This is a genomic window from Bacillus sp. B.PNR1 (assembly GCF_030386235.1).
GTDB lineage: Bacteria > Bacillota > Bacilli > Bacillales > Bacillaceae > Bacillus > Bacillus stercoris.
Genome location: NZ_JANYMN010000002.1, coordinates 391,210 through 408,791, shown reverse-complemented (window position 1 = coordinate 408,791; position 17,582 = coordinate 391,210). Strand labels below are relative to the sequence as shown.

The window sequence follows — 17,582 nt, the reverse complement described above, 5'->3', positions numbered from 1 at the left end:
GGGAACATAGGCTATATAAGACAACAATCGATGGAGGAGAAAGATCATGAAAAACATCAAGTCTCTGAAAGTAGCCGCACAGGCATTTACTTTAAGAAATTTGATTCATCTTTATAAAATGTGCCATTCCGGAAGTCACGAGGTTTATATTTACTCAAAGAAAACGATGTGCAAAATCAAAAGCTTAATTGAGCTTGAAACATTCCGCATGGCTCATAACGAAAAGGAATATCTGATCGTAGTGGAAGGAACAAAAGCGCCACAGCTGATTGAGAAATTCCAAAATCTCATCGAGCCTGCTGAAAGAGAAGCGCTTTAAATTTACATATAAAAAGGATAGACATCTTGTCTATCCTTTTTCTTATGATCTTACATAATGGAGCTGAACCGCTTGTCCAAATTGTTTCATCCCTTTTAGCCGCAGCTTTGTTTCGTTCGTTAGCTCTTGAAACAGCGGGATGCCGCTTCCTAACACAACCGGAATAACGGTGATGATGAATTCGTCGATGGCATCTTCTTTCATAAAGGCATTCACCAGCTCTGCCCCGCCAGCTATCCAGATGTTTAAGCCTTTTTCCTGTTTCAAACGGTCAGTGAAGACTCTGGCTCCCTCATTGATAAACGTCACATGTTCATCCTGATAACTGTCGGGTGATCCTGTAAAAACATAGCAGGTTTTACCCTGATACGGGAAAACGGGGGTTAGCACTTTAACGTGCTCATATGTGCTCCGCCCTAAAATGACTGTATCAACAGTCTGATAAAAATCACTGTAGCCGTTGTCGCCTTCACCTTCAAATTCCTCCAGCCAATCGATGCTTCCATCTTCTCTTGCGATCATTCCGTCCAATGAAACAGCAATGTACAGCACATTTTTTCTGTCCATGTTCTCCCCCTATCGCTGCACCATTTGCCCGAATTGCGCTTGATGCAGCCTGCTGTATAGGCCTCCGGCTTCGATCAGGTCTTGATGACGGCCTTGTTCTTCAATCCCATTGTTTGTAACGACTACAATTCTGTCCGCGTCTTTGATTGTCGCCAGCCTGTGGGCGATGACGAGCGTCGTGCGCCCCTCGGACAACTCTTGAAGCGCCTTTTGGATCGCCGCTTCCGTTTCCGTATCAAGGGCTGAGGTGGCTTCGTCGAGAATCAGGATCGACGGATTTTTCAAGAACATCCGCGCAATTGACAAACGTTGTTTTTGCCCGCCGGAAAGCTTCACGCCGCGTTCGCCAATCATAGTATCCAATCCATCCGGCATGCTATGGACGAGATCTTCCAGATGCGCCTGCTTCACAGCCTGCCAAATGTCTTCTTCTGATGCGCCTAATCGGCCGTAGGCGATATTTTCTCTAAGCGTACCCGCGAATAAGAAAACGTCCTGCTGTACGACGCCAATTTGCCCGCGCAATGAAGAAAGCGTCATGTCTTTTATGCTGATGCCGTCAATTGTAATGTCGCCCTTCGATGCTTCATAAAAACGCGGAAGCAGGCTGCAAAGCGTTGATTTTCCCGCACCTGACGGACCGACGAACGCAACCGTTTCCCCCGCTTGAATGGATAGGTTAATGTCATTGAGGACGTTGTGATGGTCATCATAGCCAAACGAAACATGTTCATAGCGGATATTGCCCTTCAGGCCGGAAACATCTCTCGCATCAGGTAAATCCTGAATATCCGGCTCGGTCTCCATGAGTTCCATATAGCTTTTGAAGCCGGCGATCCCCCTCGGATACATTTCAATAATGGCATTAATTTTGTCAATAGGCCTGAACAGCACATTCGTCAGGAGCACAAACGCCACAAATTCCCCGTACGATAAGGAGCCGCGAATAACAAACCACGTCCCGCACAAAAGGACAAACAGCGTGACAAACCTGGTCAGCATATAGCTGATTGAACCGTTTTTCGCCATGATTTTGTAGGAAGAAAGCTTTGTGACACGAAAACGCTGGTTGTTGACGGCGAAGCGTTCTTTTTCAAACGCTTCATTGCCGAACGCCTGCACAAGCCGGATCCCGCCGATATTATTTTCTACCCGCGCGCTGAAGTCCCCGATATCTTTGTTCAGTGTGGTAAATGCTTTGGTCATTTTTTTGTTGAAATAAAGCGCCAGCCAAATGACGATCGGCATAATGATAAACGTTAATAATGCCAGCTGCCAGTTAATAAAAAGCATCACTCCGAACGCACCGAGTATGGTCATGACGGCAATGAATAAGTCTTCCGGACCGTGATGGGCAACTTCACCGATATACATTAAATCGTTCGTCAGCTTCGACATCAGTGTTCCCGTCTTGTTGTTGTCGTAAAATTTAAACGGGAGCTTTTGCAAATGGTCAAAAAGCGACTTTCTCATATCCGTCTCGATATTAATTCCGAGCATGTGCCCCCAGTAGGTCACAATATACTGAAGAGCCGAGCTGAGCGCGTACACCGCAAATAAGCCGATTGAGGTCGCGATGATCAGCCCCCAGTCCCTGCCCGGCAGCAAGGTATCAATAAAATAATTGACGATCAAAGGAAAGCTAAGCTCCATTAAACCTCCCGCGATCGCTGAGAAAAAGTCGAGAAAGAACAACGTTTTATATGGTTTATAATATGAAAAAAATTGCCGCAGCACCCTATCTTCCCCCAATGTATAAATAACTGATAATATTTCTCAATTATACTATACACAGGCCGTTTTGAAAGATCAGATTTCTTTTTTCTTACAGAACCCCTGAAAACAAGCGGGCAAATGACTCTTTTGTCCGGTCAGCCACGCCTCTTTTATAAAAGCCGACAGGGCTGAGCTTTTCACTTTCCTGCATATCCTCTTCAAAATGGGCCTCGAGGGTGCGAATCGCTTCAGCATCCGTAAAGAACACATTCACTTCAAAGTTGAGCTGAAAGCTGCGCATGTCCATATTCGCCGTGCCGACGGAGGCGAGATCGCCATCAATGATCATGACTTTTTGATGCATGAAGCCTTTTTGGTAGGAGTACACTTCAATACCCTCAAGAAGCAGCTCCGGGAAATAGGACCTCGACGCGTATTGGGTCAAAAAGCTGTCGTTCCTCTCCGGCACCATAACCCTTACCTCCACGCCTTTTGTCGCTGCTGCTTTCAGCGCTGTGCGAATGGATTCATTGGGGACAAAATAGGGCGTGGCGATCCAGATTGACTTCTGTGCGGAAGAAATCATTTCATAGTATAGGTCGCTCATGCTCTCCTTCATGTCAGGGCCTGTCGCGACAATTTGATAAATGCCCCCTCCCTCCACGGGCACAGGGGTATTGTACTCCTCTTGATCAATTAACACTTCATTGGAGACGTATTCCCAATCCAGCATAAAGATAGCGTGAAGCGTTTGCACAATCTCTCCTTCCAGCCTAAGGTGCGTGTCTCTCCAAAACCCGATGTGCGGATCCCGGCTGATATATTCCTTCCCGACGTTTAATCCGCCCACAAAACCGATTTTCCCATCGATGATCACAATTTTCCGGTGATTTCTGAAATTCAGCTTCTGGTTGAAGAACCCGTATTTCAGCGGAGAGAACGGAACGATATTCACTCCCGCTTGTTTCATTCTCATAATGTCTCTTCTTGCCAGCTTCATGCTCCCTGCCGCATCGTATAAAAACCTCACCTCGACACCCTGGCGCGCTTTTTCCATCATAATGTCCATCATGCCGCGCCCAAGCATGTCTGATTTAAACATGTAGTATTCAATATGTATGTAAGACTCCGCTTTTCTCATCGCTTTGAAAAGTTCAGGAAAGGTTTCTTCGCCGTTTTTCAGCACTTTGATCTTGCTTTTCGTATTGATATTCATATGGGCAGCCCTGATGGAATATGTAAAGAACCTCTCTTGATTGTCCTTCAGCCCTGTCACTTCGGGCGTTTCCTCCTTGTCAAACAGCTTCCTGAGCTTCTCCCTGTTGTACATTCGTTTTGTCTTAAACAGCTTTCCCTTTACATAAAGCTGTCCGGAAAAGAGATAAAACACGTAGCCGACGATTGGAAAAAAGACAAGAATGTGGATCCATAACAGCGTGTGCTGCGAGGTGCGGTTTTCAAGAATTAATGAATAGATGCTGAACAAAATAATGCTTATATAGCAAAGCAATCCTCCGTAAAACTCAAGTCTGGAAACCGGAAAAAACCATATGACATATGCCCCGATGAGCATCATATATAAAAAGAAAAATTCCAGTCTCCTTTTCAGCATCCTAATTCTCTCCTATCTGATTCGATTACCTCTGTATTACCTCTTTTTTCTAGTCTGTAAACCTTCTATGCAAAAAGCCTCACCGCAAAAAGCGGAAAGGCTTATGGTGAGGCTTCCTGAGATTGGCCGGGTGTCATGTTCTTGAGCATATTCGGCTTGAGGGAGTAGCTGCTTTTGATTTTATTTTTGAAGAAGCCGACGATCAGGCCCGTGACCGCGATGGAAACTAAGGAGCAGAGCCCTTTCAGCAAGCCGACTGAGAAAATGCCGGCCAGCACTGCGGCAAAATCGAAGAGAAAATTAACTGTCCCGGGGTTCCAGCCGTATCGTTTTTGCAGATATAAAGCAAGTATATTGGCACCGCCGAGTGAAGCCTGATGGTAAAACATGAGCGACAGGCCGAGCCCGATCAGCGCCCCGCCGCAAATCGCCCCGGCAAGCGGTGAAAAAGAGGCAGACGGCAGCCAGTGATCCGCGCTTGTGAACAGAGTCAGCGCTGTGACTGCAAATGCGGTGGATAGCGAGAATTTGATGCCCATTCTGATGAGAGAAAACACATAAAACGGGATATTGATCAGAAAGAAGGTGATGGCAAACGAGGAGTGAAACAAGTATGTCAGGCTTAGTGACAGTCCAGCCGTGCCGCCGGTTAATACATGAGAATGTCTGAGTGTCAGGATTCCGGCGCTTGTCATAACACAAGCCATTAAAATGAGTAAAATCCGCTTCATTCTTCACTCTCCTTTTCAGATGATGCATTACAAACATAACAAGACTGCCTGCCGCCCAGCCATTACCTTGGCAGAAAATATCTTATGTTTTCATCAAGATAAAAAAATCCCCCTCTTGAAGGGGGATTTTTACGAGCGTTTCCGATACACGACATAGCTTCGAGTCAGATACTTGAGCGGCAGACTGAACACATGAACCAATCTTGTAAACGGCCACAGGATAAAAACAACGTAGCCTATCACAATATGAAACTTAAACCATAGCGGGACACTCTCCATCAACGAGGGGTCAGGCCGGAACAAAACGATTTCCCTGAACCACGGCCCGACTGTTGTCCGGTAATCAAAGCCTTTTGAATCAATGTTGAGAAACGTGGCCGCAACACCCGACAGCATCATGAAAAGCAGCAGGATGAGCGTAAGGATATCCGATGGCGAGCTGGTTTTGCGGATTCTTTTGTCAAACAGCCGTCTGTACGTCAGGATGACAAGTCCGGTACATGCCGCAATCCCCGCCGGCAGGCCTGCACCAATCGCCATTTTGTGATACATGTGCTCTGAAATGCCAATTGCACCATATACGCCTTCCGGGATCAGAATTCCCATGACATGCCCGCCGACAACGCACAGCAGTCCCCAATGAAAAAGAGTGCTGCCCGCCGCAAGTTTTTTCTTTTCTAACATCTCGCTTGATTTCGCCGTCCAGCCAAATTGGTCATGCTGGTAGCGGTAAATATGGCCGCCGATAAAGATCGTCAATACAATGTATGGCATCACGCCCCAGAGGATCTGTCCGTTCATGCCTGAACAGTCCCTTCAATGCTTTCACGAACGCCGAGGTTTTCCAGCGCGGCCAGCAGCACGTGCAGCAGCTCAGCGTATATGCTGTCATTTTTTTCGAGGCGGGATGCCAGCTCCCTTACATTTGACAGATACTTCTCAAACACACTTCTCGCTGCTTCAATTTCTGCAACTGCGGCAAATTCCAGCATCATTGGCAGGTAATCTGGCAGTTCCTTCTCTGTCGGCAGGAAACCGGATTGCTGATAGGTGTTTTTTAAATGCAGCAATTCGATGCCGCGTTCCCTTTGCTCGCCTGAGTTAAAGTAGGTGACATACATATTTGTTTTTTTCCCGAAGTCGAATGTATAGACATAGTGTTCTATCAGCGCTTCCGGAGAAAAGCTGGCTGACGTCTCGAAAAAGTACAGCAACTTCTCCCGGATTTGCCGGTTGCCGATTTCATGGATAAGAGCCTTCCAATCGGGAAGCTCGGCTCTCCACTCTTCATCCGGATAAGAGAGAAGACAGGAAAGAGCAGAGAACGTGATTTGCCGGTCTGTGGTGTTCATCTTGTTACACCTCATTTATCAAAAGTTAGAAACAGGAGCCGGGGCCGCCTGAAAATGATAAGCCGCAGCTTCCTTGTTCAGCGTATAAATCTGATACTTCTTCTCGATGGCTGCTCGGAATCACAAAGCGGTCATCATATTTGGCAATCGCAAGCAGCCGATACATATCTTCAATTTGCTGTTCTGTTAAGCCGACACTGGAGATCAGTTCCGGGTCGATTGATTTATTCGTCTGGACCGCTCTCATATACTGGCGCATGACAGACATTTTCTTTAATGTTGACCGAATATGATCCGTATCACCGGCTGTTAACAGCTGCGCCAAATAATCTATCGGGATTCTCATTTGGTCGATAGCCGGAAAAATATCTTCCGCCGTTTGCCGGCTGCCTTTTCCTTCAAAGAGATTCATAATCGGGCTGAGCGGCGGAATGTACCACACCATTGGCAGCGTGCGGTACTCAGGATGAAGCGGCAGCGCGATCTTCCAGTCAATGATCATTTTATAGATCGGTGATTGCTGCGCGGCCTCTATCCATTCAGCCGGAATGCCTTGTTCTTTTGCCAGTTTGGCAACCTCAGGATCATTCGGATCAAGAAAAACGTCCAATTGGGAATGGTAGAGATCCTTTTCATTTTCAACAGATGCCGCTTCCTCCACTTTGTCCGCGTCATACAGCATGACGCCGAGGTAGCGGATTCTGCCAACACACGTCTCGGAGCAGATAGTCGGCAGCCCCGCCTCCAAACGCGGAAAGCAGAGTGTGCATTTTTCCGCTTTGTTCGTTTGCCAGTTAAAATAGACTTTTTTATAAGGACACGATGAGACGCAATATCTCCATGAACGGCATGCGTTTTGATCCACAAGCACAATGCCGTCCTCCTCGCGTTTGTACATGGCGCCGGACGGACAGGATGAAACGCACGCCGGGTTGATGCAGTGCTCGCAAATACGGGGCAGATACATCATAAAGACCTCATCGAATTCTGTTTTGATCGATTCCTCCATCTTTTGCACGTTTGGATCTTCAAGTCCCGTTATGTGGCCGCCTGCGAGATCGTCTTCCCAGTTCGGCCCCCATTCGATATTCATGAAATCCCCTGTCAAGGACGATTTCGGGCGTGCCACTGGCTGGTGTTTTTTCTGCGGGCTGTTCGTTAATGTTTCATAATCATAGTTCCAAGGTTCATAGTAATCATCAATCGTCGGCTGGTTCGGATTATAGAAAAGGCCCGCAAGCCGGTTTGTTTTCGAGCCTGATTTCAGCTCGAGCTTTCCTTTTTTCAATGTCCAGCCGCCTTTATATTTGTCCTGGTCCTCCCATTGCTTCGGGTAGCCGATGCCCGGCTTTGTTTCTACATTATTGAAGTACATATATTCCGCACCGGAACGGTTTGTCCACGTGTTTTTGCAGGTGACGCTGCACGTGTGGCAGCCGATGCATTTATCCAAGTTCATGACCATACCGATTTGCGCTTTAATCTTCAAGCCAATCGACCTCCTTCAGCTTGCGGATGACGACATTCAGGTCGCGCTGATTCCCCGTTGGGCCGTAATAGTTAAAGCCGTAGCTGAGCTGGGCGTAGCCCCCGATCATCTGTGTCGGCTTGACGTGAATCCTTGTCGGGCTGTTATGGGTGCCTCCGCGGTTATTCGTCAGTTTCGTGCCGGGCACGTTGATGTGGCGGTCCTGGGCATGGTGCATAAACGCCATTCCTTTAGGAATCCGATGAGACAAAACGGCTCTCGCGACGACTACGCCATTTCGGTTGAAGCATTCAATCCAATCGTTGTCTTTGATATCCGTATCCTCTGCATCATCTTTATTCATCCATACGGTCGGCCCGCCGCGGAACAGCGTCAGCATCGGCAGGGAATCAAAATACATGCTGTGGACGGACCATTTGTTATGCGGCGTCAAATAATTAAGGACGATTTCTTTTCCCTCTTGATCAGGCCGCTTGCTTAGAAACGGGCGGTGCTGGAGGATCGGTTTAAATGTCGCCATCGTTTCACCGAATTCCATCATCAGTTCATGATCGACATAATAGGATTGTCTGCCTGTCAGCGTTCGCCACGGGATTAATTTCTCCACATTCGTCGTAAACGGCGAGTACCTGCGTCCGCCTTTTTCAGAGCCGGTAAACGCCGGAGATGTGATGACCGTTTTCGGCTGGGCTGTAATTTGTTCGAACGTAAAGCATTCTTCCTCGCGCTCTTCCGCCAGGTCTTTCAGCTTCAGGTTTGTGATGTTTTCAAGTGATTCCCATGCTTTTACGGCGACCTTTCCATTCGAAGTGGATGATAGAGTTAAAATCGCTTCCGCCGCCTGCTTTGCTTCACTTATATTTGGACATCCCTTTGCCACGCTGTCTGAGGTGATTTCTCCCAGTCTCTTTTTGAGTGATTCATATTCATCGGCTATTGACCAGCTCATCCCTTTTGTTCCGCTCGGCTTTAAAGCAGCGTTAGGACCGAGTGCGGTCATTTTATGAAAAATGTGTTTGTAATCCCGTTCAACGACTTGGATGTTCGGCATCGTTTTTCCCGGAATTGCTTCACATTCGCCCTTGCTCCAGTCATTGATTTTGCCGAATGGCTGGGCCAATTCCTGCATGGTGTCGTGGAGGAGCGGCGTCGCAACCACTTCTTTCACCGGCTCCAAATCGACTTCTTCTGCCAGATCGGAAACGGCTTTTGACAGCGCCTTGAAAATATCCCAGTCTGACTTCGATTCCCACGGAGCCGAGATCGCCGGAGCAAATGGATGAATGAACGGATGCATATCCGTGCTGCTGAGATCGTGTTTTTCATACCATGTCGCCGCCGGCAGCACGATATCGGAATACAGCGCCGTACCCGCCATTCGAAAATCAAGATTGATTAATAAGTCGAGCTTTCCTTCAGGCGCCTGCTCCCGCCATTTGATTTCTTCTGGGCGGATGCTGTCGCTGTCGTCATTCATTAAACCGTTCGTCGTCCCCAGCAAATGCTTGAGAAAATATTCATGCCCTTTTCCTGAGCTTGAAATCAGATTTGCCCGCCATACAAAGAGATTCCTTGGGAAATTCACTTCATTGTCAGGATCTTCAATCGCGAATTTCAGTTTTTTCTCTTGGAGCTGTGAGGCTACGTACGCACCTACGTCTTCAGATGTTGCTGCCCCTGCTTTTTCAGCTTCTTTATACAGATCGATGCCATTTTGATTGAAAGTCGGGTAAGACGGAAGCCACCCTAGCCGCGCCGCTAGCACATTGTAATCAGCGTGGTGCTTGTAGCGGGAAGACGCAGCAATCGGTGATGCCAAATCACTGATCGGCTGGTCCTCATAACGCCACTGATCTGTCGCAAAGTAGAAAAATGAAGTGCCGTTTTGCAGCTTGGGCACGCCCTCCCAGTCCTTTGCAGTTGCAATCGTCTGCCACCCTTCAGCAGGTCGGAGCTTTTCCTGCCCCACGTAATGGGCCCAGCCTCCGCCATTTACGCCTTGGGCGCCTACAAGCAAAACAAGATTTAACACTGCTCGGTAGATCGTGTCGGAGTTGAACCAGTGGTTAATGCCGGCTCCTACGATAATCATGGACCGGCCGTCTGTATCGATCGCATTTTGAGCAAACTCTCTGGCAATCTTAACGACAGCTTCTTTTTTGATTCCTGTCATTTGTTCCTGCCAGGCAGGCGTAAACGGCTCAGGATCATCATAGGAGACAGCTTGTTGTTCGCCGATGCCCCGATTTACGCCGTAGTTAGCCAGTATCAAGTCAAACACGGTCGTGACGTACGTCTCTTCACCGTTCAGGTTCATTTTTTTAATAGGAAGATCCCGCTCGAGCACTTTGTTTCCGTCATTTGAAAAATACGGGATGCGCACCGTGCCGATTTCATCCTCTATTCCGAGCACAGAAAGACGGGGTTCAATCGCTTCTCCTGTTTCTTCATCAATCATATGCAGGTTCCATTTCTGCTTCCCGTCCCAGCGGGAACCCATTGTCCCCTGCGGTATGGCAAATGCCCCTGTCTGTTCGTTCCAGACCGCGGGCTTCCACTGATCATGCTTTGTCTGCCGCCCGATGTCCTTCGCATGCAAAAACCGGCCCGCTGTGTATACGCCATTTTCTTTTGATAAGGTGACGAGAAATGGAAAATCAGTGTATTGCTTCGCATACTCAATAAAACGTTCAGTTTCTTGGTTCACGTAGAATTCCTGAAGAATGACGTGACCCATGGCCATCGCAAGCGCCCCGTCAGTCCCTTGGCGGATACTCAGCCAGTCATCCGCGAACTTTGAGGATTCCGCAAAATCCGGACTGATCGAAATGACCTTAGCGCCTTTATAGCGGGCCTCCGCCAAAAAGTGCGCGTCAGGGGTTCTCGTTAACGGAACGTTGGAGCCCCATGTGATGATATAGCCTGAATTGTACCAATCACTGCTTTCTGGAACGTCCGTCTGGTCACCCCAAATTTGCGGGGACGCCGGCGGAAGATCCGCATACCAGTCATAAAAACTGAGCATAGGGCCGCCGATTAACGACATAAACCGGGAGCCTGACGCGTGGCTGATCATGGACATGGCCGGAATCGGAGAAAAGCCGACATTCCGGTCTGGCCCGTATTTCATCACTGTATACAGCAGAGAGGCTGAAATCAGCTTCAGCACCTCCGGCCATTCAGCACGAACAAAACCGCCTTTCCCTCTCGCCTGTTTATAGGACTTCGCTTTTTCAGGGTTTTCGACGATCGATTTCCAGGCATCCAGCGGATTTTGATGCGTCTGCAATGCTTCCCGCCACAAATTGATCAGCACACCGCGCACGTATGGATATTTCACACGGAGCGGGCTGTAGATATACCATGAAAAACTGGCCCCCCGCGGACAGCCTCTCGGTTCGAAATCAGGCATATCCGGGCCTGTTGATGGGTAATTCAAATTTTGTCCTTCCCACGTGACAATTCCGTTTTTCACATAAATATTCCAGCTGCAAGACCCCGTGCAGTTAACGCCGTGGGTGGAGCGAACGACTTTGTCGTACTGCCATCTGTTTCTGTATACATTCTCCCAATCGCGATCTTCGCGGGTGGTTTGGCTATGTTTATTTGAATGGTGTTCTATAGGAGAGAAAAAATTCAATCTCCTAAACAACGGACTCATTTTCTTTTTCTTCATGAGAGTTCACTCCTTCCGAGTCAGGTGGTGCTAAGTTCACTATAAACAGAGACAGCGTGTTCCCTTGTGAACTATGTCACACACTCTGCTTTTTTCACAAAATGTTCACACAAAGGAGAAGGAAGGATTTTCACAGGATGTGAGGAAGGCCGCGTTTGCAACACGCCTGATCATGAGCCGCCTTTCATTCAAAGATCAAAAAACCCGGCTCTATTTAAGAACCGGGCTCAGCATTTTCGTCTTGTGATGTATGCAAATACCGCAAAAATAACTGATAGGAACAAAAAACATTTTGCTGAAGCATGGCTAAAAAGTTCATTTGCAACTGCGGATTGTAAGACATCATTTTTTTAAATACATAATAAGGGATATTGAGAATCAGAATGTCTGAAGTGGCATTGACTGTGATAAAAGGCGATAAATAAAGCCCGCCTTTTTCATCAATCGGAAACACATCGCCTTTTTCCCACAGCGCAACGGTTTTCGACCCTTCAGGGAGCCTGGTGTCCATAAAACGGACACTGCCTTTTAATACAATATAAACAGATTGTGAATGAAGAAAGGATGGAGTTTGATCACATGAGCCGCTGATAAACGTGCCGTTTTTCAGCAAGGTTTCGACAATAGATAGAGGCACTTCATTAAACATGGGAAGTTGTTTCAGAAATAATAAATAGTCACACTGATTCATAAGAAAGCCTCCTGTGCTAAGGATAGCTTTAGTGTAGCTCGACTGAGCCTGTACAGCAGTGATGTATTTCACAGCCTGTATGATGAATGTCACTTATCAGGAGGGTGACTGCATTTATAATGAAAGAAAAAAGGAGGGTTTCGATGAAAGCGCTGATTCCGAAGCAGCACGGCGCATGGGCGATGCTGCTGATCCCATTTTTACTAGGCATAGTCAAGGGAGGCCCCGTTATTTGGCATATCCCGCTCTTCCTTGGCTGGCTTTTCCTATACTTAGCGGTTAATCCCGTTACACTTGCCTTAAAAAAGAAACAAATCAAACCATATCAAAAGTGGATGTGTTATTACGGTTTTCCCGCCTGCTGCTTTTTGATGATCTCGGTCTTTCATAAGCCGCCTCTCATCTGGGTTGGCGTTTCTTTACTGCCGCTGTTTCTCATCCATATGTATTTTGCCCGCCGAAAAAATGAACGAGCCCTATTGAATGATGTTGCAGGTGTTTTGTTCTTTTGTTCGGGCGGTCTTGCAAGCTGCTGGCTGGGGATGGGAACCCTTGACGGCTGGGCTTGGTTTATTTTCTTGCAGTCTGCTTTATTTTTTATCGGGAGTTCCTTTTATGTGAAATCGGTGATCCGTGAGAGAAAAAACAGGGCATTTGCATACTGGTCATGGGGATATCACCTGCTGCTCCCCTTTTTATCCGCTCTTTTCGGAGCTGGATGGGCGTTTCTCGCTTTTATCCCAAGCAGCTTGCGGGCATGGTTTTTTCATGGCAGGGATTGGCCTGTGAAAACGATTGGCATTCTGGAAATCGTGAACGCCTGCTTCTTTTTTGCCGTCATGTGCCTCTTTATGACAAGGTAAAAAAACAAGGACACCGCTGTCCTTGTTTTTTTCAGTCAATATTGCAAATCTCCAGCGGACAATTTTCACACTCAATTTCACACCGCAAATAGTCCCGCTTGTGCAAAATAATTTTTCCAGATTCGTCTATCGAAATAACCCCTTGTTTGCGGAGATCTCCGAGCATACGGTTGACGCTTTCCCGTGCAGCCGCGCAAAACTTTGCCAAATCCTGATTTGTCAGGACAATATTAATCAGAATGCCGTCGCTTCGCTCCACTCCGTAGCTGTTTGATAAGCGGATAAGGGTGGAATAGAGCGCACCCTTTTTGCCGTGAAGAAGCAGATCCCTGATTTTGGACTGAATTTTCCGGAGATGGGTGCTCATCCATTTCATGAACTCAAATGTCAAAGCGCCGTTTTGGATTAATTCTTTTTCCAGCTTATTTTTATTAATGACGAGCACCTCGCCATCCTCTAGCACTTTTGCACTGAGCATATACCTCGGTTCTTCAGTGAAAAGTGTTAATTCACCGACGATATCGTTTTTTTGGCAGATTCTAAGCGTCAGGTCTTTTCCGTCAGATGTCAGCTTGCCGATTTCAATGAGTCCTGATTGAATCAGATAAAGCTCTTCTGCATCCATTCCTTCTCGAAACAAATACGTGTGTTTTTCCATTTTTCTTTTCGTGCTGATCGATTCCAGCAATTCATGCAGATCACTGGATATAAGATCACTATCAGATGGTCGAACAGAGAGAAAATTCATGAGCTCACCTCGAAGAAAGTCACGTTGTGTGTTTATTGTAACGTGAATTGATTTGTACCCATCGAGAAAAAACTAACAATCTTGTGAATGCTCCAGTGTTAGTTGATGCTCTGACTGTTTCTCTCCGTGTGCGTTTTCATTCTTTCCTGCCAATACATCCAGATCACAAGGACAAAGCTGGCTAACGCCACCTCTGAAAGCGCCATAAATCCGATCGCATATTGGCCTGTTGCCTGAAATACACTCGCCAATATCAGCGGAGGAAAAAAACCGCCTAATCCGCCCATGGCAGACACAATACCATTTGCAATCCCCGCTTGCTTCGAAAAATAGAAAGGCACCAGTTTAAAAACCGTCCCGTTTCCTATACCTGAGCAGACCGCCACAGTTAATGACCCAAACGTATAAAGGCCGATTGTCGGCGAGAACGATAAGATAATGCCTGATAATGTAAGCCCCGCAAAAACGAGCATCAAGATGCGGAGCGGGCTTATTTTATCAGCCAGGAATCCGCCCGCAGGCCTGAGCAACGTAGAGACCGCAATAAAGCCAGCCGTCCGCAAACCGGCATCCGCCGGACTCAGTCCAAAGTGCTCCACCAGAAAGTTCGGCAAATAGATGGTGAAGGCGACAAAGGCACCAAACGTAATAAAATAAAACAGGCTCAGAAACCATAGGACATGATTTCGGTAAACGGCTTTGATTTGAGTCTTTACAGAAACCTTGACCTTCTTCTCATGCCTGTCGCCAAACAAAACGTGCAGTAAGGCAAAGACAGCCAGCAAAACCAGATACATCTGCACGGTTGCTTTCCACCCGACGGCTTGAGCGATAACCGGCGCCGCAAATGTCGTAACGGCTGTGCCGATATTTCCCGCACCGTAAATCCCATTGACGACACCGTGCTTTTCCTTCGGATAATATTTCGGAAGAGAGGTCACCCCAATGGAGAATACCGCTCCCCCGATCCCTAAGAAAAAGCCGCCGGCGATTAAATCAAACAAAGAATCCGCAATACTGATCCAAAATACAGGAAACAAAAGCAAGATAAAGCTGATCATAAACATCAGCCGCGCGCCAAACCGGTTCGTTAAATACCCTAAAGGAATGCGGAGAAGCGACCCGAGGATCACAGGAATCGCCGTCACCAAAGAAATCTCGCCCTTGCTTAAATGAATATCTAATGTGATTTGGGAAATGAGTGATGAAATCAGCACCCAAACCATAAACCCTGCCACCAAGCTTAATGACTGTAACGATAATTGAATGTGTTGACGGTTGATCATTTGGCTTGCCCCTTTCAATGATTCAATAATCAGTCTTATCATACAAAAACTCGGCAAACAGGATTGTGAAATACATCACACGTTTTCCTCATAAAAAAAGGACAAAGCCCGAAGACTTTGTCCTTACATCATCATTACATTTTTTCCGGAGCCGATACGCCAATCAGCTGAAGCGCGTTGTTCAGCGTAATTTGCGTTGCCTTCATTAAAGCCAGGCGCGCGCGGCTTTTCTCTTCATTTTCAGGATCGATGACTTTCTCTGCGTTGTAGAAGCTGTGCAGAGCGGAAGCCAGGTCATAAATATAGTTTGTGACACGGTGCGGAATTCGTTTTTCCGCTGCTTCCGCCACTGCCTCTGGGAAGCCGCCGATCGTTTTCAGCAGATCATATTCTTTTTCTGATTGGATATGGCTGAAATCAAGGTCTGCCGCAGGTGTAAGTCCCTGCTCCTCCCCTTGGCGAAGCATGCTGCAAATACGGGCATGCGCATATTGTGCATAATACACTGGGTTTTCGTTAGATGTTGATACAGCAAGATCTAAGTCAAAATCCATATGTGTGTCCGCACTGCGCATCGCAAAGAAGTAACGCACGGCATCCAAGCCTACTTCTTCAATCAAATCACGCATCGTTACGGCTTTACCGGTCCGTTTGCTCATTTTCATTTTCTCGCCGTTTTTGTAAAGGTGAACGAGCTGAATGATTTCTACTTCAAGCGTTCCTTTTTCATAGCCCAGCGCTTCGATTGCCGCTTTCATGCGCGGGATGTAGCCGTGGTGATCGGCGCCCCAAACGTTGATCAGCTTATCAAAGCCGCGGTCAAGCTTGTCCTTATGGTACGCGATATCAGGAAGCAGGTACGTGTACGTGCCGTCCTTCTTGATCAATACGCGGTCTTTATCATCGCCAAACGTCGTAGAGCGGAACCAAGTCGCGCCGTCTTCTTCATAGACATGGCCTTTTTCGCGGATCGCTTCAAGCGCCTTATCGATTTTTCCGTTTTGGTACAGAGACGTTTCGGAATACCACACATCAAACGGCACACGGAAGTTTTCCAAGTCCTTGCGCAGCTTATCCAGCTCGTATTTCAGGCCGTATTCACGGAAAAACGCGAGGCGTTCACTTTCCTCTTCATTAACAAAACGATCGCCGTATTCCTCAGCGAGACGCTTTCCGATCGCAATAATATCCTCGCCGCGGTAGCCGTCCTCCGGCATCGGTTTTTCCAAGCCGAGCGCTTCAAAGTAACGGACTTCAACAGAAAGCGCCAGATTGTTGATTTGGTTTCCCGCATCGTTAATGTAGTATTCGCGGCTTACATCGTAACCCGCTTTTGAAAGCACGTTGCACAAGGAATCGCCGACAGCCGCACCGCGCGCATGCCCGAGGTGAAGGTCTCCCGTCGGATTCGCTGATACGAATTCGACCTGAACTCGTTCACCGTTTCCGATGTTCGTTTCCCCGTATGCTTCCCCTGCTTCCAGTACAGACGGAATCAGCTTTGTTAAATATTGATTGTTCATATAGAAATTGATAAAACCCGGGCCGGCGATATCCAGTTTTTCAATCGAAGCCTTCCCTTTATCAAAATGAGCGACAATCTCTTCAGCGATTTGGCGCGGCGCTTTTTTTGCGACTCTCGCCAGCTGCATCGCCATATTTGTAGAGTAATCGCCGTGTGTTTTATCTTTCGGTGTTTCTAAAACGACATTAGGAAGCTGGCTTTCTTCAGCCAGTCCCGCTTTCAGAACGGCCGCTTTGATTTCTTCTTTCAGCACGTCCTTCATTTGTTCCGCAATGTTCATGCGTGAGTTCCTCCCTCATACGTGATCGTCATATTATGTAAATGCTCCTGCTCGTCTCCGACATGCATGTCATATGCGATGCTGATACGGCCATTTTCTTCACCGAGATCAGATTGAATCGATTTTGTGCTTGTTTTCAGCTCAAGCTCACCAAATGACATTTTATATTTAGCAATTGTGGAAGCTCCCGTTACGAAACGCTGATTCATTTTGACAGCGCCTGACCTCATGACCAGGACTTCGCCTTCGCTTACTTTCACAATCGTTTTGACTTTGCCTAAGTCGTGTTCTTCATAATAAGATAGATACACTTTATTTTGTTTTACATAGTAAAATCCGGTGGTGCGGAATTCGATGACCTCTTGGTTTCCGTCATCCTCAATCACAGACTTCACATGGAGTGTTATCGGTGTCTCTTGCTTCATTCTGACACGTCCTTTTCATCATTCCACTTTGACTTGAATAGTATAATCATTCGGTTTGTAAACTTCAACTGCTTCTATCTTACCATCATTGCTCATCAGATTTGAAGATAAACCTCATAAAAAGCATTTCCTTAATAGAAGAGAAAATCATATCACTAATTACCTTTAGGAAATGTTACATTTTTCCGAAATCTATCATTTCCATTTCACATTTTTTTCAAAATATATGTATTGAATTAGTAATTTGATAGTTTTAAGATAAAAGTACAACATAGATCTGCTAGAAAAACAAAAAAAGGGAG

Annotated in this window: 15 protein-coding genes; 2 read left to right on the top strand and 13 right to left on the bottom strand. The window is 46.9% G+C overall.

From position 1 onward, the window contains the following. The first annotated feature begins 46 nt into the window (after window positions 1-46). Entirely contained in the window at window positions 47-319 is a 273-nt protein-coding gene (locus NZD81_RS13415; protein WP_014665748.1) for a hypothetical protein, read from the top strand. Window positions 320-361: 42 nt separating this feature from the next. On the opposite strand, the gene NZD81_RS13410 is transcribed toward NZD81_RS13415, so the two are convergent. From NZD81_RS13410 to arfM, 9 genes are all read right to left on the bottom strand, one after another. Then, a complete protein-coding gene (locus NZD81_RS13410) occupies window positions 362-886 on the bottom strand; it encodes a dihydrofolate reductase family protein (protein WP_095432249.1) in 525 nt (174 codons plus the stop codon). A 9-nt stretch (window positions 887-895) separates the two neighbouring features. After that, entirely contained in the window at window positions 896-2,623 is a 1,728-nt protein-coding gene (locus tag NZD81_RS13405) for an ABC transporter ATP-binding protein (protein ID WP_282373763.1), read from the bottom strand. 88 nt (window positions 2,624-2,711) lie between these two features. After that, window positions 2,712-4,214 carry a cardiolipin synthase gene (gene cls / locus NZD81_RS13400; RefSeq protein WP_136653876.1) on the bottom strand — a complete coding sequence of 501 codons (1,503 nt, stop codon included), beginning with the start codon at window positions 4,212-4,214 and terminating at the stop codon, window positions 2,712-2,714. Window positions 4,215-4,315: 101 nt separating this feature from the next. Further along, window positions 4,316-4,945, bottom strand: a complete 630-nt coding sequence (locus NZD81_RS13395; protein ID WP_282373764.1) for a YitT family protein — start codon at window positions 4,943-4,945, stop codon at window positions 4,316-4,318. Between the two features lie 129 nt (window positions 4,946-5,074). Continuing rightward, window positions 5,075-5,746, bottom strand: a complete 672-nt coding sequence (gene narI / locus NZD81_RS13390) for a respiratory nitrate reductase subunit gamma (protein WP_014665753.1) — start codon at window positions 5,744-5,746, stop codon at window positions 5,075-5,077. Beyond that, a complete protein-coding gene (narJ, locus tag NZD81_RS13385) occupies window positions 5,743-6,297 on the bottom strand; it encodes a nitrate reductase molybdenum cofactor assembly chaperone (RefSeq protein ID WP_136653878.1) in 555 nt (184 codons plus the stop codon). The genes narI and narJ overlap by 4 nt, the downstream gene beginning before the upstream one ends. A 25-nt stretch (window positions 6,298-6,322) precedes the next feature. Next, window positions 6,323-7,786: a nitrate reductase subunit beta gene (gene narH / locus NZD81_RS13380; RefSeq protein WP_136653879.1), complete on the bottom strand. Its 1,464-nt coding sequence runs from the start codon at window positions 7,784-7,786 to the stop codon at window positions 6,323-6,325. After that, entirely contained in the window at window positions 7,776-11,462 is a 3,687-nt protein-coding gene (locus NZD81_RS13375; RefSeq protein ID WP_282373765.1) for a nitrate reductase subunit alpha, read from the bottom strand. Before NZD81_RS13375 ends, narH begins: the two co-directional genes overlap by 11 nt. 214 nt (window positions 11,463-11,676) lie before the next feature. Beyond that, complete coding sequence (gene arfM / locus NZD81_RS13370) at window positions 11,677-12,153, bottom strand: Crp/Fnr family transcriptional regulator ArfM (RefSeq protein WP_014665758.1); 477 nt, start codon at window positions 12,151-12,153, stop codon at window positions 11,677-11,679. A gap of 143 nt (window positions 12,154-12,296) precedes the next feature. Between arfM and NZD81_RS13365 the strand changes: the two genes are divergently transcribed. Next, window positions 12,297-13,016 (top strand): YwiC-like family protein, encoded by a 720-nt coding sequence (locus NZD81_RS13365; RefSeq protein WP_136653881.1) that lies wholly within the window; start codon window positions 12,297-12,299, stop codon window positions 13,014-13,016. A gap of 31 nt (window positions 13,017-13,047) precedes the next feature. Here the strand turns inward: NZD81_RS13365 and fnr are convergent, their stop codons facing one another. The 4 genes from fnr to NZD81_RS13345 all read right to left on the bottom strand — a co-directional run bounded on the left by fnr (window position 13,048) and on the right by NZD81_RS13345 (window position 17,280). Further along, the gene (fnr, locus tag NZD81_RS13360) at window positions 13,048-13,764 is read right to left on the bottom strand and encodes a fumarate/nitrate reduction transcriptional regulator Fnr (RefSeq protein ID WP_014665760.1); all 717 of its coding nucleotides are present in this window, start codon (window positions 13,762-13,764) and stop codon (window positions 13,048-13,050) included. A 98-nt stretch (window positions 13,765-13,862) separates the two neighbouring features. After that, window positions 13,863-15,050 (bottom strand): nitrate transporter NarK, encoded by a 1,188-nt coding sequence (gene narK, locus NZD81_RS13355; RefSeq protein WP_069150503.1) that lies wholly within the window; start codon window positions 15,048-15,050, stop codon window positions 13,863-13,865. 134 nt (window positions 15,051-15,184) lie between these two features. Beyond that, window positions 15,185-16,855, bottom strand: a complete 1,671-nt coding sequence (argS, locus tag NZD81_RS13350; RefSeq protein WP_069838507.1) for an arginine--tRNA ligase — start codon at window positions 16,853-16,855, stop codon at window positions 15,185-15,187. Further along, the gene (locus tag NZD81_RS13345; protein WP_040081525.1) at window positions 16,852-17,280 is read right to left on the bottom strand and encodes a YwiB family protein; all 429 of its coding nucleotides are present in this window, start codon (window positions 17,278-17,280) and stop codon (window positions 16,852-16,854) included. Before NZD81_RS13345 ends, argS begins: the two co-directional genes overlap by 4 nt. Between the last annotated feature and the right edge of the window lie 302 nt (window positions 17,281-17,582).